The sequence below is a fragment of the Promicromonospora sp. NPDC052451 genome, from assembly GCF_044547525.1.
In the GTDB taxonomy this organism is placed as follows: domain Bacteria; phylum Actinomycetota; class Actinomycetes; order Actinomycetales; family Cellulomonadaceae; genus Promicromonospora.
The window spans coordinates 144,812-165,767 of sequence record NZ_JBIUAP010000015.1 but is presented as its reverse complement, the minus strand read 5'-3'; the positions used below and the strand labels follow the sequence as shown (position 1 = coordinate 165,767).

Annotated in this window: 16 protein-coding genes; 1 reads left to right on the top strand and 15 read right to left on the bottom strand. The window is 70.1% G+C overall.

Annotated elements, in window-relative coordinates; genetic code table 11:
* Window positions 1-106: 106 nt before the first annotated feature.
* From mmsB to ACIG47_RS22780, 4 genes are all read right to left on the bottom strand, one after another.
* Complete coding sequence (gene mmsB / locus ACIG47_RS22795) at window positions 107-1,288, bottom strand: multiple monosaccharide ABC transporter permease (protein WP_397433331.1); 1,182 nt, start codon at window positions 1,286-1,288, stop codon at window positions 107-109.
* The gene (gene mmsA, locus ACIG47_RS22790) at window positions 1,285-2,856 is read right to left on the bottom strand and encodes a multiple monosaccharide ABC transporter ATP-binding protein (RefSeq protein WP_397433330.1); all 1,572 of its coding nucleotides are present in this window, start codon (window positions 2,854-2,856) and stop codon (window positions 1,285-1,287) included. Before mmsA ends, mmsB begins: the two co-directional genes overlap by 4 nt.
* A gap of 155 nt (window positions 2,857-3,011) precedes the next feature.
* The gene (gene chvE, locus ACIG47_RS22785; protein WP_397433329.1) at window positions 3,012-4,184 is read right to left on the bottom strand and encodes a multiple monosaccharide ABC transporter substrate-binding protein; all 1,173 of its coding nucleotides are present in this window, start codon (window positions 4,182-4,184) and stop codon (window positions 3,012-3,014) included.
* A 330-nt stretch (window positions 4,185-4,514) separates the two neighbouring features.
* The gene (locus ACIG47_RS22780) at window positions 4,515-5,591 is read right to left on the bottom strand and encodes a LacI family DNA-binding transcriptional regulator (RefSeq protein WP_397412990.1); all 1,077 of its coding nucleotides are present in this window, start codon (window positions 5,589-5,591) and stop codon (window positions 4,515-4,517) included.
* A 119-nt stretch (window positions 5,592-5,710) separates the two neighbouring features.
* Here ACIG47_RS22780 and ACIG47_RS22775 point away from each other — a divergent pair, with 119 nt between their 5' ends.
* Window positions 5,711-7,243: an alpha-N-arabinofuranosidase gene (locus tag ACIG47_RS22775; protein ID WP_397433328.1), complete on the top strand. Its 1,533-nt coding sequence runs from the start codon at window positions 5,711-5,713 to the stop codon at window positions 7,241-7,243.
* Between the two features lie 59 nt (window positions 7,244-7,302).
* Here ACIG47_RS22775 and ACIG47_RS22770 read toward each other — a convergent pair whose 3' ends face one another.
* From ACIG47_RS22770 to ACIG47_RS22720, 11 genes are all read right to left on the bottom strand, one after another.
* Window positions 7,303-8,082, bottom strand: a complete 780-nt coding sequence (locus tag ACIG47_RS22770; RefSeq protein WP_397433327.1) for a GTP pyrophosphokinase family protein — start codon at window positions 8,080-8,082, stop codon at window positions 7,303-7,305.
* A 99-nt stretch (window positions 8,083-8,181) separates the two neighbouring features.
* Complete coding sequence (yjfF, locus tag ACIG47_RS22765; RefSeq protein ID WP_397433326.1) at window positions 8,182-9,189, bottom strand: galactofuranose ABC transporter, permease protein YjfF; 1,008 nt, start codon at window positions 9,187-9,189, stop codon at window positions 8,182-8,184.
* Window positions 9,189-10,310, bottom strand: a complete 1,122-nt coding sequence (locus ACIG47_RS22760; RefSeq protein WP_397433325.1) for an ABC transporter permease — start codon at window positions 10,308-10,310, stop codon at window positions 9,189-9,191. Before ACIG47_RS22760 ends, yjfF begins: the two co-directional genes overlap by 1 nt.
* Window positions 10,307-11,833, bottom strand: a complete 1,527-nt coding sequence (locus ACIG47_RS22755) for a sugar ABC transporter ATP-binding protein (protein ID WP_397433324.1) — start codon at window positions 11,831-11,833, stop codon at window positions 10,307-10,309. Before ACIG47_RS22755 ends, ACIG47_RS22760 begins: the two co-directional genes overlap by 4 nt.
* A 90-nt stretch (window positions 11,834-11,923) precedes the next feature.
* On the bottom strand, window positions 11,924-12,931 hold the full coding sequence (locus ACIG47_RS22750) for an ABC transporter substrate-binding protein (protein WP_397433323.1): 1,008 nt from the start codon (window positions 12,929-12,931) through the stop codon (window positions 11,924-11,926).
* A gap of 333 nt (window positions 12,932-13,264) precedes the next feature.
* A complete protein-coding gene (gene araA, locus ACIG47_RS22745) occupies window positions 13,265-14,779 on the bottom strand; it encodes an L-arabinose isomerase (RefSeq protein ID WP_397433322.1) in 1,515 nt (504 codons plus the stop codon).
* On the bottom strand, window positions 14,776-15,519 hold the full coding sequence (locus ACIG47_RS22740; RefSeq protein WP_397433320.1) for an L-ribulose-5-phosphate 4-epimerase: 744 nt from the start codon (window positions 15,517-15,519) through the stop codon (window positions 14,776-14,778). Before ACIG47_RS22740 ends, araA begins: the two co-directional genes overlap by 4 nt.
* On the bottom strand, window positions 15,519-17,198 hold the full coding sequence (locus ACIG47_RS22735) for a xylulokinase (RefSeq protein WP_397412979.1): 1,680 nt from the start codon (window positions 17,196-17,198) through the stop codon (window positions 15,519-15,521). Before ACIG47_RS22735 ends, ACIG47_RS22740 begins: the two co-directional genes overlap by 1 nt.
* Window positions 17,199-17,626: 428 nt before the next feature.
* A complete protein-coding gene (locus ACIG47_RS22730) occupies window positions 17,627-18,973 on the bottom strand; it encodes an ABC transporter substrate-binding protein (protein ID WP_397433319.1) in 1,347 nt (448 codons plus the stop codon).
* Window positions 18,974-19,007: 34 nt separating this feature from the next.
* Window positions 19,008-19,868, bottom strand: coding sequence for a carbohydrate ABC transporter permease (locus ACIG47_RS22725; RefSeq protein ID WP_397412977.1), 861 nt, complete (start codon window positions 19,866-19,868; stop codon window positions 19,008-19,010).
* Window positions 19,868-20,830 (bottom strand): carbohydrate ABC transporter permease, encoded by a 963-nt coding sequence (locus ACIG47_RS22720; RefSeq protein WP_397433336.1) that lies wholly within the window; start codon window positions 20,828-20,830, stop codon window positions 19,868-19,870. Before ACIG47_RS22720 ends, ACIG47_RS22725 begins: the two co-directional genes overlap by 1 nt.
* Between the last annotated feature and the right edge of the window lie 126 nt (window positions 20,831-20,956).

Here is a 20,956-nt window from a genome sequence, read left to right as displayed (position 1 = left end):
GCCGGGGGGGGGCCGCCGGGGGGGGGGGGGGGGGGGGGCGCGGGCGCGGGGGGGGGGCGCCCCCCCCCCCCCCCCCCCACCGTTCCGTCTCGGCAGGGGTGAGGGGTCAGCGGGTCGCTGCGGCCCGCTTCTTGTTCCAGACGTCGAACGCGACGGCCAGGAGCAGCACGATGCCCTTGACGATCTGCTGCGTGGACTGGTCGACGCCCATGAGCGACATGCCGTTGGACATGACGGCCATGATCAGACCACCGACCATCGCGCCCGTCACGGTGCCGATACCGCCGGTCACCGCGGCGCCACCGATGAAGCACGCGGCGATCGCGTCGAGCTCGAACATGTTGCCCGCGGCCGGCTGGGCGGCGCTGGACCGTGCCGAGAACACGACGCCCGCGATCGCCGCCAGGAAGCCCATGTTCACGAACATCCAGAAGTTGACGCGCTTCACGCGGACACCGGAGAGCTGGGCCGCGGCGAGGTTGCCACCGATGGCGTACACGTGGCGGCCGAACACGCTGTGCTTGGTGACCAGGGTGTAGACCAGGACCAGCACGGCCAGGATGATCAACACGGCCGGCAGGCCACGGTAGGTCGCGAGGTTCCACGCGAACCACATGACGACGGCGGCCACCACGACGAGCTTCAGCACGAACAGGACCGGCGCCTCGACCGTCTGGTTGTAGGCGATCCGGGCGCGGCGGTTGCGCCACGAGTTGTACGCGAAGCCCAGCACCCCGATCGCGAAGATGACGAGCGTGAAGGTGTCGTACCCGTAGCCGCCCAGCAGGCCGTTGAGGAAGCCCGTCGCGATGCTCGTGTACTCCGCGGGGAACGGCGACAGCGAGACGTTGTTGAGCACCTCGAGCGTGAGGCCACGGAACAGGAGCATGCCGGCCAGCGTCACGATGAACGCCGGGATCCCGACGTAGGCCACCCAGAACCCTTGCCAGGCCCCTACCAGGAGGCCCGTCCCGATGGCGGCGAGCACACCGACCCACCAGGGCATCCCGTTCCGGATCACGAGCACGGCCGCCACGGCGCCGGTGAGCGCGACCACCGACCCCACCGACAGGTCGATGTGCCCGCCGATGATGATGATCACCATGCCGATGGCGAGGATCAGGATGTACGAGAACTGCAGCACGAGGCTGGTCAGGTTGCGCGAGCTGAGCAGCATGCCGTCGGTGAGCACCGAGAACAGCACGATGATCGCCACGAACGCGATGTAGATACCGCTGGTGCGGATGTTCCGGGTGAGCAGCTCCCGGATGTTGGCGATGCCGGTCATGCCGTCGCCTCCTGCGTGGTCTCCTGCGTCATGAGGGCCATGAGTCCTTCCTGGGTGGCGGAGGGCACGTCGACCTCGCCAGTGATGCGGCCGAAGGCCAGGGTGTAGATGCGGTCGCAGATCCCGAGCAGCTCAGGGAGCTCCGAGGAGATGACCAGCACGGCCTTCCCCGCCGCGACCAGCTCGTTGATGATGGTGTAGATCTCGTACTTGGCACCGACGTCGATGCCACGCGTGGGCTCGTCGAGGATCAGCACCTCGGGCGCCGTGTACAGCCACTTGGACAGCACGACCTTCTGCTGGTTGCCGCCCGAGAGCTTGCCCACCTCCACCAGCACGTTCGGGGTGCGGATATTCATGGACGCGCGGTACTCCTCCGCGACCTTGAGCTCCTCGTTCTCGTCCACGAAGCCGTTCTTCGACAGCTTGCCGAGACCGGCCGCGGAGATGTTGCGCCTGATGTCCTCGATGAGGTTGAGGCCGTACTGCTTGCGGTCCTCCGACACGTAGGCGATGCCCGACCGGATGGCAGCCGGCACGCTGTGCACGTCGACCTCCTTGCCGTGCAGGAAGGCCTTGCCGGAGATGTCCCGTCCGTACGACCGGCCGAACAGCGACATCGCCAGCTCCGTGCGCCCGGCGCCCATGAGGCCAGCGATGCCGACCACCTCGCCCGCGCGCACGGTCAGGTTCGCCTTGTCGACGACGACGCGCCCAGGCTGGGTCGGGTGGTAGACCGTCCAGTCCTCGACGCGCAGCACCTCCTCGCCGGGGTGCGACTCGCGGTCGGGGTACCGGTTGTCGAGGTCGCGACCCACCATGCCGCGGATGATGCGGTCCTGGATCGCGTCGGACGAGTCGCCCGCGGTGGCCATGTCGAACGTCTCGATCGAACGGCCGTCGCGGATGATCGTGGTGGTGTCGGCGATCTCGGCGATCTCGGCCAGCTTGTGGGAGATCATGATCGACGTGATGCCCTGCTCCTTGAACTGCCGGAGCAGGCCGAGCAGGTGCTCGGAGTCGTTGTCGTTCAGCGCCGCCGTCGGCTCGTCGAGGATGAGCAGCCGCACGTCCTTAGAGATCGCCTTGGCGATCTCCACGAGCTGCTGCTTGCCCACGCCGAGTGCAGAGATGGGCGTCGTGGGCGACTCGCTCAGGCCCACCCGCGCCAGCAGCTCGGCGGCCTCGGCGTTGGTCTTGTTCCAGTCGATCGTGCCACCGGCCCGGCGACGCTCGTTGCCGAGAAAGATGTTCTCGGCGATCGACAGGTACGGGACGAGCGCGAGCTCCTGGTGGATGATCACCACACCCCGCGCCTCGGAGTCGTTGATGCTGCCGAACTCGGCGGTCTCGCCGTCGAGCACGATGTCGCCCTCGTAGGTGCCGTGCGGGTAGACACCCGACAGCACCTTCATCAGGGTGGACTTGCCCGCACCGTTCTCGCCGCAGATCGCGTGGATCTCGCCCCGGCGGACGGTGAGGTTGACGTCCTGGAGTGCCTTGACCCCGGGAAATGTCTTGGTGATGCCGCGCATCTCGAGGATGTCGGTCGGCGCCGAATCGGCCATGCCAGTCCTTGTCGCGTACTTGTCGCCAGCAGTGATGTTGCGGTGGTCCGACGCCGGGCCGTCCCGGGGGCCTGCCGGGGCGAGTCGATCGACTCGCCCCGGCAGGCCGCCACGGAAGGTCGGCGGTGCGGGACGGTGCTACCGAGCGGTCAGGCTCAGTCGGTCTGACCGGAGGCGACCTCGTCCTCGGTGAGGTAGCCCGAGTCGATGAGCTCGGCCTGCAGGTTGTCCTTGGTGACGATCACCGTGGGCAGCAGGTACGACGGCACGACCTTCACGCCGTTGTCGTAGGTCTCCGTGTCGTTCGCCTCGGGCTCGTTGCCCTCAAGGAACGACGTGGCGGCGACAACGGCCTGCTCGGCGAGGAGGCGGGTGTCCTTGAAGATCGTCGAGTACTGCACGTCGTCCTGGATGAGCTTGGCCGACGAAGCCTCGGCGTCCTGGCCGGTCACGACCGGGATCGGGAGGTCGCCCTCGCCGTAGCCGGAGTTCTGCAGGGCGGTGAGGATGCCCCGCGAGAGCACGTCGGCCGGGGCCAGCACACCATCGATGTTCTTGTCACCGCCGGTGTAGGTCGAGGTCAGGAGGTCCTCCATGCGCTTCTGCGCACGCTCCTGCTCCCAGCGCTGGATCGCGACCGTGCCGAAGTCGGTCTGGCCGGACGGCACCTCGAGGGTCTTGTCGTCGATGTACGGCTGGAGCACCGACATCGCGCCGTCGAAGAAGAACCCGGCGTTGTTGTCGTCGGGCGAACCGGCGAACAGCTCGATGTTGAACGGACCCTCGGGCGCGTCCGCAGCCTCCTCGCCGTTCTCGTCCAGGATGCCCAGACCGGTCAGCAGAGAGGTGCCCTGCTGCACGCCCACCTGGTAGTTGTCGAACGTGACGTAGAAGTCGACGTTCTCCGAGTCGCGGATCAGGCGGTCGTAGGAGATCACCGGGATGTCCGCCGCTGCAGCGGCCTCGAGCTGGCTGCCCAGCGCGGTGCCGTCGATCGAGGCGATGATGAGCGCCTCGGCGCCCTTGTTGATCATCGCGTCGATCTGCTGCTGCTGGGTGGGGATGTCGTCGCCCGCGAACTGCAGGTCGACCTCGTAACCGGCCTCCTCGAGGCCGGACTTCACGGCGTCGCCGTCCGCGATCCAGCGCTCGTACGTCTGGGTCGGCATCGCGACGCCGACGAGGCCGCCCGCCTCACCGTCCCCGCCACCGTTCCCGCCGGCACCGCCACCGCCGGCGCCGCCACCGCCGCACGCGGCGAGCGACACGGCCACAGCGCCCGTTGCCAGCGCGGCCAGACCACGCGTAGCCCACAGCTTCCTTGCCATGACTTCTCCTCTTCGAGTGTGTGCCCGGGCACGTCTCTGCAACCCCGGCCGACTTCACTTTGTGAACGCAACAGATTGTGAACGCTCACAAGCCCGTTGGTCAAAACCGCGTCGGCTGAAAACCGCCACGGCCGTTGGTGACGGGGATCACGGTAGCCGTGGTAGGGCCTGAGTATGGAGAACTTCCTGGATGGTTACGGCATCGATACAGTCAACTCTTGGATCAACTCTTGAATCCGGCGCACCGGTACCGGACGCCCCCGCGCCAGGACGACGTCGCCCTACGTCGCGCCACTCGTGAGCAGCAGCACGGTCTCCGCCGCCGGACGGTCAGGCCCAGGTGAGGTCGGCGACGACCGGTTCGGTGCCGCCCTTCTGCACGCCCACCACCTCGCCGCCCTCGCCGGTGGACTCCCGCCCCACGATCCGCGAGTCCGGCACCACCCTGCGGAACGGCGCGGGCTCGCCCGTCGCGGCGATGCGCTCCAGCAGCAGCTCGACGGCGGTGTGCGCGATCTGGTCACGCCCCGGGTCCACCGACGAGAGCGCGGGCACCGAGTAGCGGGCGTCGTCGACGTCGTCGAACCCGATGAGCGCGACCTGCCCCGGCACGTCGATCCGGTGCGCGTGCAGGGCGTGCAGGGCGCCGAGCGCGAGCGCGTCGTTGAGCGCGAAGACGGCGTCGATCTCCACGCCGTCGTCGAGCAGGCGGCTCATGGTCTCGGCACCGGTCTGGCGGTGCCAGGGCACGGCCTCCCCGACCAGCGCCGGGTCGAACGGCAGCCCGGCCTCCTCGAGCCCGGCGCGATACCCCTCGGTGCGCAGCGCGGCCGAGCCGACCCGCTCCTCCGCGTGCGCCCCGATCAGCGCGATCCGGCGTCGGCCCAGCGAGGCGAGGTGCAGCGTCGCGGCCTTGGCCGCGGCCACGTTGTTCATGGTCACGTGGTCGGCGGGCGCGCCGAACACCCGCTCGCCCAGGACGACCAGCGGGAAGTCCACGGAGAACAGGGGGAGGTCGTCGGGCCCGAGCGCCAGCGGCGAGAAGATGAGCCCGTCCGTCAGGTGCCGGCGCCGGCCCGACAGCACCTCGGTCTCCCGCTCGCGGCTGGCACTGGTCTGCTCGATGAGCACGGTCCAGCCGGCGGCGTCCGCCGCGGAGATGACGGCGTCGGCGAGCTCCGCGAAGTACGGGAGCGAGAGCTCCGGGACGGCGAGGGTGATCAGTCCGGTGCGCCGCGTGCGGAGGTTCCGGGCCGACATGTTGACGCGGTAGCCCAGCTCCTCGATCGCGGCCTCGACGCGCTCCTTGGTGGCGGCGCGGATGTACGGGTAGCCGTTCACCACGTTGGACACGGTCTTGATCGAGACGCCGGCGCGTTGCGCCACGTCGTGCATCGTCACGGCCACGCTGCCAGCCTCCGGTCGGGCGAGTTTTTCCACAGGGTAGAGGACGGGCATCGCTGCACCGTCGGCCATCCGCTAATGTGCAACGTTGTAGAACCGCCCCGACACATCAGCGAGGAACAATGACGACCTCCCCCACCCGCGTCCTGCTGCACCCCGACTTCACCGTGGGCACGGTCGACCGCCGCCTGTTCGGCTCCTTCGTGGAGCACCTGGGCCGCGCGGTCTACACGGGCATCCACGAGCCCGGCCACCCGACGTCGGACGAGCACGGGTTCCGCCGTGACGTGGCCGACCTGACCCGCGAGCTGGGCGTCACGACCGTCCGGTACCCCGGCGGCAACTTCGTGTCGAACTACCGCTGGGAGGACGCCGTCGGGCCGGTGGAGCAGCGCAAGCCGTTCCTCGACCTGGCCTGGCGTACGGTCGAGCCCAACCTCGTCGGCACGGACGAGTTCCTGCAGTGGGCCGAGCGTGAGGGCATCGAGCCGATGATGGCCGTCAACCTCGGTACGCGCGGTGTCGAGGAGGCCGTGGCGCTCCTGGAGTACTGCAACGGCGAGGCCGGCACCCGCTGGGCCGACCTGCGCATCGCCAACGGCCGGGAGAAGCCCTACGGCGTCAAGCTCTGGTGCCTGGGCAACGAGATGGACGGCCCGTGGCAGATCGGCCACAAGGACGCGCACGAGTACGGCAGGCTGGCCCGGAACACCGGCGCCGCGATGAAGCTCGTCGACCCGTCGATCGAGCTCGTCGCCTGCGGCTCGTCGTCCATGCAGATGCCCACGTTCGGCGAGTGGGAGCGCACCGTCCTGGAGTACACCTACGACCTGGTGGACCACATCTCGATGCACGCCTACTACGAGGAGGTCGACGGCGACCGCACGTCGTTCCTCGGCTCCGGCACCGCGATGGACCGCTTCATCGAACGGGTCGTGTCCTCGGCCGACGCCGTGGGGGCGCAGCGCCGCTCGGACAAGAAGATCACCATCAGCTTCGACGAGTGGAACGTCTGGTACCTGACCACCCGGTTCCCCGGCGAGGAGAACCTGCCGATCCAGCGGGACGCCCCGCGCATCATCGAGGACGTCTACTCCGGCCTCGACGCCGTGGTGGTGGGCGACCTGCTGGTCACGCTGCTGAACCACGCCGACCGCGTACCGGTGGCCTGCCTGGCCCAGCTCGTCAACGTGATCGCGCCCATCATGACCGAGCCGGGCGGCGAGGCGTGGCGGCAGCCCACGTTCCACCCGTTCGCGACGACGGCGCGGCTGGCCCAGGGCGAGGCGCTCGACCTGCGCGTGTCCACGCCGACCCTCACGACCAAGGCCCACGGCGAGGTCCCGGCGGTGACCGCGGCGGCCACGCTGGCGGACGGGGCGGTGGCCCTGTTCCTGACCAACCGCTCGCCCGAGGCGGTCGACGTCGAGGTGGCCCATCCGGGCGCGGCGCTGGAGATCACCGAGGGCTGGTCCATGACCGCGGACCACGAGCCCGCGGTGGCCGGGCCGGAGCACGCCGCAAAGGTGGTCCAGGATCACTGGGGGGCGTTCGACGTGGCCGGCCGGGTCGCTCCTGGGCACGGCGCCACGACCACGGTGACTCTGCCGCCGGAGTCGTGGACCGCTCTGTCCGGCTCGCTCGCCTCGTCCTGAGCACGGGTCCGACGTGCAGGTCACGGAGATGACCAGCACGTCGGACCCGGCACGGCGGGTCAGGGCTTGCTGTCGAACCCGAAGCCCCCGTCGGCCTCCGCTGCCCGCCAGAAGTCGCGCAGCATCTCCTCGGGGGTGTGCAGGTTGTGCCGGCTCGCGACGGGTTCCTCGTCGCCCGAGATGGCCTTGACCTCGTCGTGGATGCGCTCCATCGAGGTGTCCAGCGACCAGGCGACGTCGGCGGCCAGCTTGAGCGAGTCGGTGAGGTGGCGCGGCACGTCGCCGTCGTACTTGTAGTAGATCTTGTGCTCCAGGCTCGCCCAGAAGTCCATGGCGATGGTACGGAGCTGGATCTCGACGATCACCTTCTCCACCCGGTCGGAGAGGAACACGGGAATCTGCACGATGAGGTGCAGCGACTTGTACCCGGTCGCCTTCGGGTGCTTGATGTAGTCGCGCTCGTCCAGCAGGGTCATGTCCGACTGCGCCAGGAGCATGTCGCGGACCAGGTAGATGTCGTTGACGAAGCTGCACGTGATGCGCACGCCGGCGATGTCGAACATCTGCTCGCGGACGCCCTCCGGCGTCAGCGGGATGCCCTTGCGACGGCACTTGGCCACGATCGACTCGAACGACTTGAGCCGGGAGCCCACGTGCTCCACGGGGTTGTAGTTCTGCATGTGCCGGAACTCGTCGCGCAGGATCGAGATCTTGGTCATGACCTCGTCGATCCCGAACTTGTACGTCAGCACCAGGCGGCGCAGCTCGGCGACGAGCTGCCGCAGCTCGTCAGGATCAGGCATCGGGCGTTCCCGGACGTCCTCGGGCAGCTTGCTCACGGGTCAACCGTACGGGCTGGGGGTCGTCCCGTGGGCTCGAAGCGCGGGTGGCGCGGGATATCCGCCCGGGCGCACCCGGACGGCGAGTCGGATACGTGGTCACGTGCGGCGGAGGCTCAGCACCCGCTGGAGGGCCACGAAGATCAGCAGCAGCACGCCGATCACGATCTTGGTCCACCAGGAGCTGAGGGTGCCCTCGAAGGTGATGATGGTCTGGATCAGGCCCAGCACCAGCACGCCCAGCACGGAGCCGAGCACGAACCCGGTGCCGCCGGTCAGCAGCGTGCCGCCGATGACCACGGCGGCGATGGCGTCGAGCTCCATGGCCACGCCGGTCAGCGAGTAGCCGGACCGGGAGAACATCGCGAACAGCAGCCCGCCCAGCCCGGCGCACGTGCCGCTGACGACATAGGCGAGCACCTTGGTGCGGGCCACGGGCAGGCCCATGAGCAGCGCGGACTGCTCGCCGCCGCCGATCGCGTAGACGGTGCGGCCGAACCGCGTGAAGTGCAGCACCAGGAAGCCGAGGCCCACCACGATCAGCGCGATGAGCACGCTGGAGGTCATGCGCCACTCACCGAAGATCTGCACCCAGCTCGCGAGCGCCACGAACGACGGGTCGTCGATGGCGATGGACTCGGGCGCGATGAGGAAGCAGAGCCCGCGCGCGAGGAACATGCCCGCGAGCGTGGCCACGAACGGCTGCACCTGGAAGTACTGGATCATCACGCCGTGCGCCAGGCCGATCACCGTCCCGGCACCCACGGCGAGCGGGATCACCACGGCCACGGGCAGCCCGGCCTGGAGCAGCGCGGCGGTGATCACCGTGGACAGCGCCAGCACCGCACCGACCGAGAGGTCGATGCCGCCCGTGAGGATCACGAAGGTCATGCCCACCGCGAGCACGATGAGGTGCGCGTTGTTGATGAACAGGTTGGAGATCACGGCGGGCGTCAGGAAGTTCTCGTACCGGGTGCCGCCCACGATCAGCATCAGGGCGAGCACCACGAACGTGCCCAGCACCGGCAGGTAGCGCCGGTCCAGCCGGGCGGGGAGCCGCAGCCCGCGGCGGATGCGCGGGGTACGGGCGGGGGCCGACGTCGTCATCAGGCCTTCACCTCCGTCGAGTCGGGAGCCGAGCCAGGATTCGAGCCAGGCGTCGAGCCGGGTGTCGGGCCGGGTGTCGGGCCAGGACGGGCGGCGGACGGCGGCCCCGCCGGCGCCATGACCTGGCGGCGGCGCGCGGCCGTGAGCCGCTCCCGCATCCGAGGCGACTGGAGCAGCGTCACCGCGATGACGACCAGCGCCATGAACAGGGGCGTGACCAGCGGCGAGATGCCGAGCACGGTGACGGTCCGCTCCAGGGTGGCGATCACCAGCGCGCCCACCAGGGTGCCCGACAGGTTGAACTTGCCGCCCGAGAGCGCCGTCCCGCCGATGACCACCGCGAGGATGGCGTCGAGCTCGATGAACAGGCCGGCGTTGTTGGCGTCGGCCGCCATCGTGTCAGCGCTGATCAGCAGCCCGGCCAGGCCGGCGAACAGGCCCGACGCCGTGTACACGGTCCAGGTCAGCGTGCGGGACCGTACGCCGGACAGCCGGCTCGCGGCCGGGTTGATGCCCGTGGCCTCCAGCAGCATGCCGAGCGCGGTGCGCCGCACCACGAACGCGACCACGGCGAACACGCCGAACGCGAGGACTGCGGCGGCGGGCAGGCCGAGCCAGAACCCGGAGCCCAGCGTCTTGAACGGCGCGCTGTTGACGGTGGTGATCATGCCGCCGGTGATGAGCATGGCCACACCACGGCCCGCCGTCATGAGGATCAGCGTGGCGATGATCGGCTGGATGCCGAGCACGGAGACGAGGAATCCGTTCCACACGCCCAGCAGCAGGCACAGCACCAGGGCCAGCGCGACCGCCGTGAGCACGGTGACCGGCGAGTCCGGGTCCGGCGACGACGCGATGTGCGACAGCGCGACCGCCCCCGAGACCGCGACCACCGCACCGACCGAGAGGTCGATGCCGCGCGTCGCGATCACCAGGGTCATGCCGAGCGCGACGAGCAGCAGGGGCGCCGTCGTCCGCAGGATGTCGACCGGGGCGCCGAAGAGGTGCCCGTCCCGGACGGTGACCGCCAGGAAGCCCGGCCGGGCGACGGTGTTGGCCACCAGCAGCGCGACCAGCGCCGCGACGGGCCAGAACAGGTGGTGGCGCAGGACGTCCCTCATTCCCGGCCACCCCCTGCGATGAGATCGACCACCTGGTCCATCGTCGCTCCCGCCCCGTCGATCTCCGCCACCTTGCGGCGGTCGCGCAGCACCGCGATGCGGTGCGAGATGCGCAGCACCTCCTCCAGCTCGGCGGAGATGAAGACGACGGCCATGCCGTCGGCGGCCAGCTCGGCCACCAGCTTCTGGATCTCCGCCTTGGCGCCGACGTCGATGCCGCGGGTCGGCTCGTCCAGCACGAGCAGCCTGGGCGCGGTGGCGAGCCACCGGGCGAGCAGCACCTTCTGCTGGTTGCCGCCGGACAGGTTGCGCAGCAGCGCCTCCGGGTCGGCAGGTCGGATACCGAGCTGCTGGATGTACTTCGCGACCAGCTCGTCGACCTGCCTGCGGGGCAGCGGCCGCATCCAGCCGCGCTCCGCCTGGAGCGCGAGCACGATGTTCTCCCGCACGGTCAGACCGTCCACGACGCCCTCGCCCTTGCGGTCCTCGGACGTGTACGCGATCCGGTGGCGCATGGCCGCACGCGGGTTCCGCAGGCGCGTCGCCCGGCCGGCCACGCGGGCCTGTCCGGCGTCGGCCCGGTCGGCGCCCGTGAGCAGGCGGGCCAGCTCGGTGCGGCCCGAGCCCAGCAGGCCGGCCAGGCCGACCACCTCGCCCTCGTAGAGGTCGAGGTCGAACGGCTGTACCGAACCCTTGCGACCCAGGCCCACCACCTGCAGCAGCGGCGTCGCGTCGGCGGGCCGCTCGGCCTGCTCCAGCACCTCCTCCGCGGCCTCCAGCACGTCCATGGACCGGCCGATCATGTGCTGCACCAGCTCGGCGGCGGGCAGGTCGGCGGTCACGAACTCCCCCACCCGGGCGCCGTTGCGCAGCACCGTCATCCGGTCGGAGACCTCGTAGACCTGGTCCAGGAAATGGCTCACGAACAGGATCGCGACGCCGTCGTCGCGCAGGCCGCGCATGACGTCGAACAGCCGCGCCACCTCGTCGGTGTCCAGGCTGGAGGTGGGCTCGTCGAGGATGAGCACCTTGCAGTCCCCCACCGTGGCCCGGCAGATCGCGACGAGCTGCTGCACCGCCAGCGAGTGGGACCCCAGCGAGGAGCCCGGGTCGATGTCCAGGCCCATCCGCCGCAGGTGCGTGGCGGCCTGCCGGCGGATCGCCCGCCAGTTCAGACCACCGAGCACGCGCGGCTCGGCGCCGAGCATGATGTTCTCCGCGACCGTGAGGTTCTCGCAGAGGTTGACCTCCTGGTACACGGTGCTGACGCCGTGCGCCCGGGCATCGGCGGGGCCGGAGAACCGGCGCTCGACACCGTCCACGCGGATGGTCCCCGCCGTCGGCGCATGGATGCCCGTGAGGGCCTTGATCAGGGTGGACTTACCGGCGCCGTTCTCGCCCATGAGGGCGTGGATCTCGCCGGGGCGGAGGCTGAGGTCGACGCCGTCCAGGGCCGTGACCGGCGGGAACTCGACGCTGATACCGGTCATCTCGACGACGGGTGGTGTGGTCTGCTGGGTCATCCTCGACCTTCTGTCTGACGTGCTGCGACCTGCCCTGCGGATGCCGGGGCGGGGCGGGCGCCGCGACACCCGCCCCACCCCGTCGAACGGTCAGTACTCGCGGGTGGGCAGCGCCTCCTTGGCGGCCTCCTGGTCGAACGCCTCGTCCTGGACGACGATGCGCTTCTCCACCTCCTCGCCGGCGATGACCTTCTGGGCGATCTCCGCCAGGTCCGGCCCGAGCAGCGGGTTGCACTCGACGATGTAGTTGATCTTGCCGTCGGCGAGCGCCTGCATGCCGTCCTTGACGGCGTCGATCGTGATGATCTTGATGTCCTCGCCCGGCGTCAGGCCGGCGGCCTCGATGGCCTCGATCGCGCCGAGCCCCATGTCGTCGTTGTGCGCGAAGACGAGGTCGATGTCGTCGTGGGCGTTGAGGAAGCCCTCCATGACGGTCTTGCCCTCGGCGCGCGTGAAGTTGCCGGTCTGGCTGTCGATGATCTCGATGTCGGAGCCCGCGATGGCGGACTCGAAGCCCTCCTTGCGGTCGATCGCGGGCGCGGCGCCGGTGGTGCCCTGGAGCTCGACGGCCTGGTAGCCCTCGCCGTCGTACTGCTCGACGGCCCACTCGCCGGCCATCTCCCCTTCCTTGACGAAGTCCGAGCCGATGAACGACTCGTAGAGGGTCTCGTCGCTGGAGTCGACGGCGCGGTCGGTGAGGATCACGGGGATGCCCGCGGCCTTGGCCTCCTGGAGGACGGCGTCCCAGCCGGTCTCGACCACCGGGGAGAACGCGATGACGTCCACGCCCTGCGTGATGTACGAGCGGATGGCCTGGATCTGGTTCTCCTGCTTCTGCTGCGCGTCGGAGAACTTGAGGTCGAAGCCGTTCTCCGCGGTGAGCGTGTCCTGGATCGACTTGGTGTTGGCGGCGCGCCACCCGGACTCGGCGCCCACCTGGGAGAAGCCGAGGGTGATCACGCCGTCGTCAGCGGCGGCGCCGGTCTCGCCGCCACCGCCGGTCTGGGTGCCGGCGTCCGAGCTGCAGGCGCCGAGGGTGAACAGTGTGGCCACCGACACGGCGGCCAGAACGGTACGGGTCAGGGTCCTGCGTGCCATGTCTCCTCCTTGAGATCTCGCACGGCATCGTGCGAGGGCTAGCGGCGTAGTGCCCGACGAAATGTTAGCGCTCACATCGGCGTGCCGACAGAGTGACCCACGTCACATTCGAGTAACGAAACCGCCCCTTCCTCGAACCAAGGCGGGCAGCACAGGGCGAGGCAGCACAGGGCGAGGCAGCACAGGGCGAGGCAGCACAAGGCGGGCAGCACAAGGAGGTAGAACTGGCGCGAGACAGAACCAGGGCGAGACGGAACGCGGAGCGCGTGAGCGCGCCTGGGTTCCGTCTCGCCCTGGTGCTGTCTCGCCCTGGTCCTGTCTGGGCGGGGGAGGTCAGAGGGACTGCGACAGGCGGTAGTACGCCGCGTTGTGGCGCACCTGGTCGGCGAAGCCGCGGCGCGTCGTGTCCTCGTCGATGACCAGCAGCTCGGTGCGCGCGATGTCCGCGAACACCTCGAACGCCTCGATGCCCGCGGCGGTCGACATGACCGTGTGGTGCGCACCGCCCGCCGTCAGCCAGGACTCGGCCGAGACCTCGAACGACGGCCGCGGCGCCCACATCGCCCGTGCCACCGGCAGGTTCGGCAGGTCGCGCGGCGGCGTGACGACGTCGACCACGTTCGCGGTCAGGCGGAACCGGTCGCGCATGTCGGCGAGCGAGACCACGACGGCACCCTCGGCGGCGTCCGCGGAGAACACCATGCGGACCGGGTCCTCCTTGCCGCCGATGCCGAGCGGGTGGATCTCGATGCGCGGCGTCGAGGTGGTCAGCGTGGGGCAGACCTCCAGCATGTGCGCGCCGAGGATCAGCTCGGAGCCCGGCGTGAGGTCGTAGGTGTAGTCCTCCATCAGCGACGCGCCGCCCGGCAGACCCAGCCCCATCACCTTGGCGGCGCGGACGAGCACCGCCGTCTTCCAGTCGCCCTCGGCGCCGAAGCCGTAGCCCTTCTCCATGAGGCGCTGCACCGCGAGACCGGGGAGCTGGCGCAGCGCCCCGAGGTCCTCGAAGTTGGTGGTGAACGCCTTGGCGCCGGCCGCCTCCAGGAAGCCCTCCAGCGCGATCTCCTGGCGCGCGGCGTACCGCAGCGAGTCGTGCCGCTCGGCACCGGCGCGCAGCTCGGGGGCGACGTCGTACTTCGCCTCGTACTCGGCGACCAGGGCGTCGATCGCGGCGTCCTCGACGGCGTCCACGGCCGCGACCAGCTCGTTCACGCCCCAGGTGTTCACCGAGACGCCGAACCGCAGCTCGGCCTCGGTCTTGTCGCCCTCGGTGACCGCGACGTTGCGCATGTTGTCGCCGAACCGGACCAGCGTGAGCTCGTGCGTCGCGGCCCAGCCGGCCGCCCCGCGCACCCAGGTACCCACCCGGCGGGTCACGGCCGGGTTGGAGACGTGCCCCGCGACCGTGGTCCGCGCGACGCCGAGCCGCGTGGCGATGTACGCGTACTCGCGGTCGCCGTGCGCGGCCTGGTTGAGGTTCATGAAGTCCATGTCGATCTCGTCCCAGGGGAGCTCGACGTTGGCCTGCGTGTGCAGGTGCAGCAGCGGCTTGCGCAGGGCGTCCAGGCCCGCGATCCACATCTTGGCGGGGCTGAAGGTGTGCATCCAGGTGATGACGCCGAGCACCTTGTCGTCGCCGTTGGCGTCGAGCATGGCGCGGCGGATCGACCCGGAGTCCTTGAGCACCGGCTTCCACACGATCGTGACCGGCACGTCCGAGGACGCGTCCAGCGCCCGGGCGACCTCCTGGGACTGCTCCGCGACCTGGGCCAGGGTCTCCTCGCCGTAGAGGTCCTGGCTCCCCGTGAGGAACCAGACCTCGCGGTCCGCGTAGGGCTTGGTGCTCATGCCTGTCCTTCCGTGGTGACACCGGCCTGCTGGCCGTAGACGTTCTGGTAGCGGTCGTAGAGGGAGTCGACGTGCTGCTGCTCGATCGGCAGGGGGTCGCCCAGCTGCCGGGCAACGTGCACCGTGCGAGACACCTCCTCGACCATGACGGCGGCCTTGACGGCGGCGCGCGCGTCCTTGCCGATGGTGAACGGGCCGTGGTTCTGCATCAGCACGGCGGGGCTGCGGTGGCCCTTCAGGGTCTCGACGATGCCCCGCCCGATCGAGTCGTCACCGATGATCGCGAACGGCCCCACCGGCACGGGACCGCCGAACTCGTCGGCCATCATCGTCAGCACGCACGGCACCTCCTCGCCGCGCGCGGCCCAGGCGGTCGCGTACGTCGAGTGCGTGTGCACGACGCCGCCCACCTCGGGCATGTGCGAGTACACGTAGGCGTGCGCCGCGGTGTCGGACGACGGCGACCGCGTGCCGTCCACGAGCGTGCCGTCGAGGTCGCAGACCACCATGTCCGCCGGGGTGAGGTCGTCGTAGGACACGCCCGACGGCTTGATGACGAACAGGTCGGCGCTGCCGTCCGGCACGGCGGGGTTGGGCACGCGCTGGGACACGTTGCCCGCCGTCCAGACCACCAGGCCCCAGCGCGGCAGCTCGGCGTGCAGGTCCGAGACGACCACGCGGACGCGCGCCACCTCGTCCCGTACCGCCTGCGGGTAGTCGGTCAGGGTCTTGCCGGTCATCAGTCGTTCTCCTGTGTCGTCTCTCGGGTACGGAGGGCGGCGACGGCGGCGCGCTCGATCGCCAGACCGGCGCTGTAGCGCTCCAGGAAGGCGGTGAAGCCCGCCACGTCGCCGGCGTCCGGCTCGACGACGTCGAGCTCGGCGTCCGCGAACACCTCGGCGGCCAGCCAGGCGCCCAGGTCCTGCGCGGGTGCGGGCGCACCCTGTGCGGCCGCCCGGTAGGCGGCCAGCACCGCGATCCCCCAGGCGCCACCCTCGCCCGCCGTGCGGCCCACGGCCACCGGGGCGCCCAGCGCGGCGGCCAGCAGGCGCTGGGCCACGCCCTGCGTCTTGAACATGCCGCCGTGCGCGAACATCGCGTCCAGCCCCACCTGCTCCTCGGCCAGCACGCGCATGCCGAGGCTCAGCGTGCCGAACGCGCTGTAGACCTGGGTCCGCGCGAAGTTGGCCAGCGTGAGCCGGCTGTCGGGTGTCCGCGTGAACAGCGGGCGCCCGGCCTCCAGGTGCGTGATGGGTTCGCCGGACAGGTAGTTGTAGGCGAGCAGGCCACCGCCGTCGGCGTCGCCGTCCAGCGCGGAGCGCAGGAACGCCTCGAAGACGGCGCCCGGGTCGGCGGGCTGCCCGAGCGCGGCCGCGAACTGGCCGAACATCTCGGCCCAGGCACCCAGCTCGCTGGCGCCGTTGTTGCAGTGCACCATCGCCACGAGATCACCCGCGGGCGTGGTGACCAGGTCCAGCTCCTCGTGCACCCGTTCCAGCGGACGCTCCAGGACGACCATCGCGAAGATGCTCGTCCCGGCGCTCACGTTGCCGGTGCGGGGCGCCACCGAGTTGGTCGCGACCATGCCGGTACCCGCGTCACCCTCGGGCGGGCACAGCGGGATGCCCGGCCGGAGGGTGCCGGTCGGGTCCAGCAGCGCGGCGCCCTCCTCCGTGAGCGCGCCGGCGTCGGCGCCGGCGGGCAGGACCCGCGGCAGCAGGTCGGCGACGGCCGGCAGGGCGGCGACGTCGGCGTCCGTACCGCGTCCGGCCACGAGCTCGTCGAACTGCGCCAGCATGCGGGCGTCGTAGTCCGTGGTGGCCGCGTCGACGGGGAACATGCCGGACGCGTCGCCGACGCCGAGCACCTGCTGCCCGGTCAGCCTCCAGTGCACGTAGCCGGCGAGCGTGGTGAGGTGCCGCACCCGCGGGGCGTGCGGCTCCTCGTCGAGGATCGCCTGGTAGAGGTGCGCGACCGACCAGCGCAGCGGGATGTTGTACCCGAACAGGCTCGTCAGCTCGACGGCGGCCCGCTCGGTGCTCGTGTTGCGCCAGGTGCGGAAGGGCACCAGCAGCTCGTCCGCCTCGTCGAACGCGAGGTAGCCGTGCATCATCGCCGAGACGCCCATGGCGCCGAACGTGGTGGGCCGCACGCCGTACTGCCGCTCGACGTCGTCCAGCAGACCGGACACGGCGTCCCGCAGACCGGACCAGACGGCGTCCAGCGAGTAGGTCCACACACCGTCGACGAGCTGGTTCTCCCAGTCGTGGCTGCCGCTGGCGAGCGGCGCGTTGCCGGGACCGACGAGGCACGCCTTGATCCGGGTGGAACCGAGCTCGATGCCGAGGGCGGTCCGTCCCTGCTCGATCGCCTCCCGGAGACCGGTGAGCCCCGCCGCGTCGTCCTGCCGCTCCGCCATCGTTGGCCGCTCCGTCCTGCCCGCACCGTCGCGGGGCGTCGTTCGTGTGGTCGTCGTTCACCACGGCGAGAGCATCCCGCCGAGGGCGATGTTAGCGCTCACACGATACGTTACGACAGCCGGCCCGCAAGAATCGGGACAGGGCCGGGCGCAGACCCCGGCACCCGTGGCCGACGGCACCCGGGGTGACCGGAACCTGGGGTGACCGGAACCCGCCCTGCTGAGATCGCCCGTTCCTGCTGAGATCGGCACGTTCCCGCCCGAGATCGGCCCGCTCCCGCTGAGATCGGCCCGTCGCGGCCCCCGCTGCCACCAGTTCGGCCGTCTGCCTCGAGATCGGTCCATCAAGTGACCGATCTCGAGGCAGAGGACCGAACCGGCCGGGGCCGCCCCCGCAAGGGACCGACCTCAGCCCGGCGCGAGCGGCGTCAGCCGTTGACCGTGAACCCCTGCTCCTGCCCGTACCGCACGTTCTCCTCCTGCCACGCCGCGAGCCCGTCGAGCAGCGACGACTTGTCGAGGTACGCCTGCCCCACCGTGTCCGAGAAGATGCTGTTCGCGTACGACTGCCACGGCAGGTACTGCCAGCCCTCCACCACGTCGCCCGCGCCGGCCGCGAGCACCTCGTTGATCTTCTGCCCGCCGAAGTACTCCGACTCGTAGCCGAGGAACTCCTCGGAGCCCAGCTCCGCGACCGTGGCGGGGAACCCGCCCGTGTCCAGGAACGCCTGGATGCTCTCCGGATCGGTGTTGAGCCACTGGAGGAAGCCCGCGGCAAGCAGCTTGTCGTCGGCGCCGGCCGGGATCACGTCGGCCGATCCGCCGTTCTCGGCGTTGACCGGCGTGCCGTCGTACGTGGGCATCGGCGCCACGCGCCACGCGCCGGCCCCGCCGGGCACGCCGTCCTCGAAGATGCCGGGCATCCACGCGCCGACGATCGTCGACGCGATGGTGCCGTCCCCGAGCGCCTGGTACCACTCGTCGCTCCAGCCCGTGATGTTCGACATCAGGTCCTCGTCGAGGAGCTGCTGGTACGTCTCCGCCCACTTCTGCGTGCCCTCGTCGGCGAGGTCGATCGTGACGGTGTCGCCGTCCACCTGGAACGGCTTGCCGCCGGCCTGCCAGATCATCGAGGTGACCCCGCCCGGCCCGTTGCCGTCGTCGTTGAACAGGAACTTCTCGGGGTCGGACTGCTTCAGCTTCCGCGCCTGCTCGACGTACTCGTCCCAGGTGGTCGGCACCACGAGGTCGTTCTCCTCGAAGACGTCGGCGTTGTAGAACAGGGCCATCGGGCCGGAGTCCTGGGGCAGGCCCCACAGCCCGTCGGCCAGCGCGACCGCGCCCCACGTCGACGGCGTGAACAGGTCCTCGTGCTCGCCGAGCCCGTAGGCCGTCAGATCGGTGAGCTGACCCGGGAGCTGGAACTGGGGCACCGACTGGTACTCGAGCTGGGCCACGTCGGGGATGCCCTTGTCGGCGGCGATCGCGTTCTGGAGCGCCGTGTTGTGCTCCTCCGCGCCCTGGGTGTCCGTGAGGTTCACGGTCATGTTCGGGTAGGCCGCCTCGAAGGCCTCGATCTGCTTCTCCGCCTGCGGCGTCCACGTCCAGTAGTCGATGGTGCCGCCCTCCTGGAGGGCCGCCTCGATCTCCTCGGCGGTCGCGCCCTCGTCGGACCCGCCGCCACCGCCGCCGCCTGCCGAGCAGGCCGTCAGCGACGTGGCCAGCACGGCGACGACGGCTCCTGCCGTGATCCGCCCGTTCCGTGTGATGCTCATGAGTCCTCCTCCTTGAGGTCCTTGACGCAACCGTTCATCCCTTCACACCCCCGGCTCCCAGACCGGACTGCCAGTAGCGCTGCAGCAGCAGGAACGCCACGACGATCGGCAGGATGGTGAGCACCGCACCCGTGATGACCAGGTGGAAGACCGGTGTGGCGCCCACGCCGGTCGCATCCGCGTTCCAGCTCGCGAGCCCGATGGCGAGAGGGAACAGGTCACGGTCGGAGAGCATGATCAGGGGCAGGAAGTAGTTGTTCCACGTCGCGACGATCGCGAACAGCGCGACGGTGACGACGCCGGGTGCCAGCAGGCGCAACGAGATGGTGAAGAACGTGCGCCACTCGCTCGCCCCGTCGACGCGGGCGGCCTCCAGCAGCTCCGTGGGGATGGCCTCCGTGGCGAACACCCACATCAGGTAGAGGCCGAACGGTGAGACCAGGGTGGGCAGGATGACCGACCACATCGTGTTGGTCAGCCCGAGCTCGCTGAACATGAGGAACGTCGGCACCGCGAGGGCCGCGCCCGGCACGGCGACCGCGCCGATGATCGTCGCGAACACCGCCGACCGGCCCTTGAACCGGTACTTCGCCAGGCCGTAGCCGCCGAGGGTCGCCAGCAGCGTGGCGCCGCCGGCACCGGCCACCACGTAGACCACCGTGTTGCCGAACCAGCGCACGAAGACGCCGTCCTGGTAGGTGAGCACCGCGGCGATGTTGTCGAACAGGGCGAACGGCCCCGCGAACCACAGGCCGAAGGAGCCGGCCAGCGCCTCCTGCGTCTTGGTCGAGCTGACCAGCAGCCACCAGAGCGGCGCCAGCGAGTAGACGACGAGTCCCGCCATCAGCACCGTGAGGACCACGGACCTGCGCGGCCGCGCGAACGAGTGCGCCATCAGCCGTCCCCCCTCGTGCCGCGGAGCTGGACCACGTAGGCGATCACCGCGGTGAGCACGCCCATGATGATCGCGACGGTCGCCGCGTAGTTGACCTGCTGGCCCAGGAAGCTCAGGTTGTAGGCGTACATGTTGGGCGTGTACGACGACGAGATGAGCGTCGGCGCCAGGACCTTGAGGATGTTCGGCTCGTTGAAGAGCTGGAAGCTGCCGATGATCGAGAAGATCGTCGCGATCACGAGCGCGCCGCGCAGCGCCGGGAGCTTCACCGCGGTGATCACCCGCCACTGCCCGGCGCCGTCGATCGCGGCCGCCTCGTAGAGCTCGCCCGGGACGGTACGGAGCGCCGAGTAGAGGATGAGCATGTTGTAGCCCACGAACTCCCAGGTCACGATGTTGCCGATCGAGACGAGCAGCCATGGCCTGGAGAACGGGGCCAGCAGGTCGGAGCCCAGCGCGTCGTTGATCCACCCGACGAGCCCGATCCGGTCGCCGTACAGGAACCCCCACATGAGCACGGCGACGACGCCGGGCACCGCGTAGGGCACGAACAGCGCGATCCGGGTGAAGCGCTTGCCGAAGAGCCGCCCGCTGTCGATGACGAGCGCGGCGGCGAGGGCCACGGCGAGCATGATCGGCACCTGGACCACCAGGAAGAGCAGCACGCGGCCGGCGCCGTCCCAGAACTTCGGGTCGGTGAGCGCGGCCGAGTAGTTGTCCAGGCCCACGAAGCGGTTGCCGCCCATGAGCTGGTTGCGGAAGAGGCTGAGGTAGAGCGAGTAGAGCACCGGCGCGAGGAACGCGAAGGCGAAGGCCGCCAGGAACGGCACGACGAAGGTCCAGCCCGCCGCGGACACGCGGCGGCTCGGCAGGCGACGACCAGGCACCGGCGCACCCCCTTTCTCCGGACGACAGTGTCCGGACTCACCTGGACGTCGATGTCCGGGAACATCGGGCGACATCACCCGATAGCGGAATGTGAACGTGAACATCCCGTGGCCCGCGACTCTGCCACTGCCTCGCGGACGTGTCAACGCCCCGTCGGCGGGCTCGTCAGCGCGCCGGACGGACTCCCGGCAGCCTGGCAC

Bases quoted from the DNA above. Each gene is read 5' to 3' on its own strand.
- mmsB (WP_397433331.1), bottom strand. From the start codon at position 1,288: ATGACCGGCATCGCCAACATCCGGGAGCTGCTCACCCGGAACATCCGC.
- mmsA (WP_397433330.1), bottom strand. From the start codon at position 2,856: ATGGCCGATTCGGCGCCGACCGACATCCTCGAGATGCGCGGCATCACC.
- chvE (WP_397433329.1), bottom strand. From the start codon at position 4,184: ATGGCAAGGAAGCTGTGGGCTACGCGTGGTCTGGCCGCGCTGGCAACG.
- ACIG47_RS22775 (WP_397433328.1), top strand. From the start codon at position 5,711: ATGACGACCTCCCCCACCCGCGTCCTGCTGCACCCCGACTTCACCGTG.
- yjfF (WP_397433326.1), bottom strand. From the start codon at position 9,189: ATGACGACGTCGGCCCCCGCCCGTACCCCGCGCATCCGCCGCGGGCTG.
- ACIG47_RS22760 (WP_397433325.1), bottom strand. From the start codon at position 10,310: ATGAGGGACGTCCTGCGCCACCACCTGTTCTGGCCCGTCGCGGCGCTG.
- ACIG47_RS22755 (WP_397433324.1), bottom strand. From the start codon at position 11,833: ATGACCCAGCAGACCACACCACCCGTCGTCGAGATGACCGGTATCAGC.
- ACIG47_RS22750 (WP_397433323.1), bottom strand. From the start codon at position 12,931: ATGGCACGCAGGACCCTGACCCGTACCGTTCTGGCCGCCGTGTCGGTG.
- araA (WP_397433322.1), bottom strand. From the start codon at position 14,779: ATGAGCACCAAGCCCTACGCGGACCGCGAGGTCTGGTTCCTCACGGGG.
- ACIG47_RS22740 (WP_397433320.1), bottom strand. From the start codon at position 15,519: ATGACCGGCAAGACCCTGACCGACTACCCGCAGGCGGTACGGGACGAG.
- ACIG47_RS22735 (WP_397412979.1), bottom strand. From the start codon at position 17,198: ATGGCGGAGCGGCAGGACGACGCGGCGGGGCTCACCGGTCTCCGGGAG.
- ACIG47_RS22730 (WP_397433319.1), bottom strand. From the start codon at position 18,973: ATGAGCATCACACGGAACGGGCGGATCACGGCAGGAGCCGTCGTCGCC.
- ACIG47_RS22725 (WP_397412977.1), bottom strand. From the start codon at position 19,868: ATGGCGCACTCGTTCGCGCGGCCGCGCAGGTCCGTGGTCCTCACGGTG.
- ACIG47_RS22720 (WP_397433336.1), bottom strand. From the start codon at position 20,830: ATGTCGCCCGATGTTCCCGGACATCGACGTCCAGGTGAGTCCGGACAC.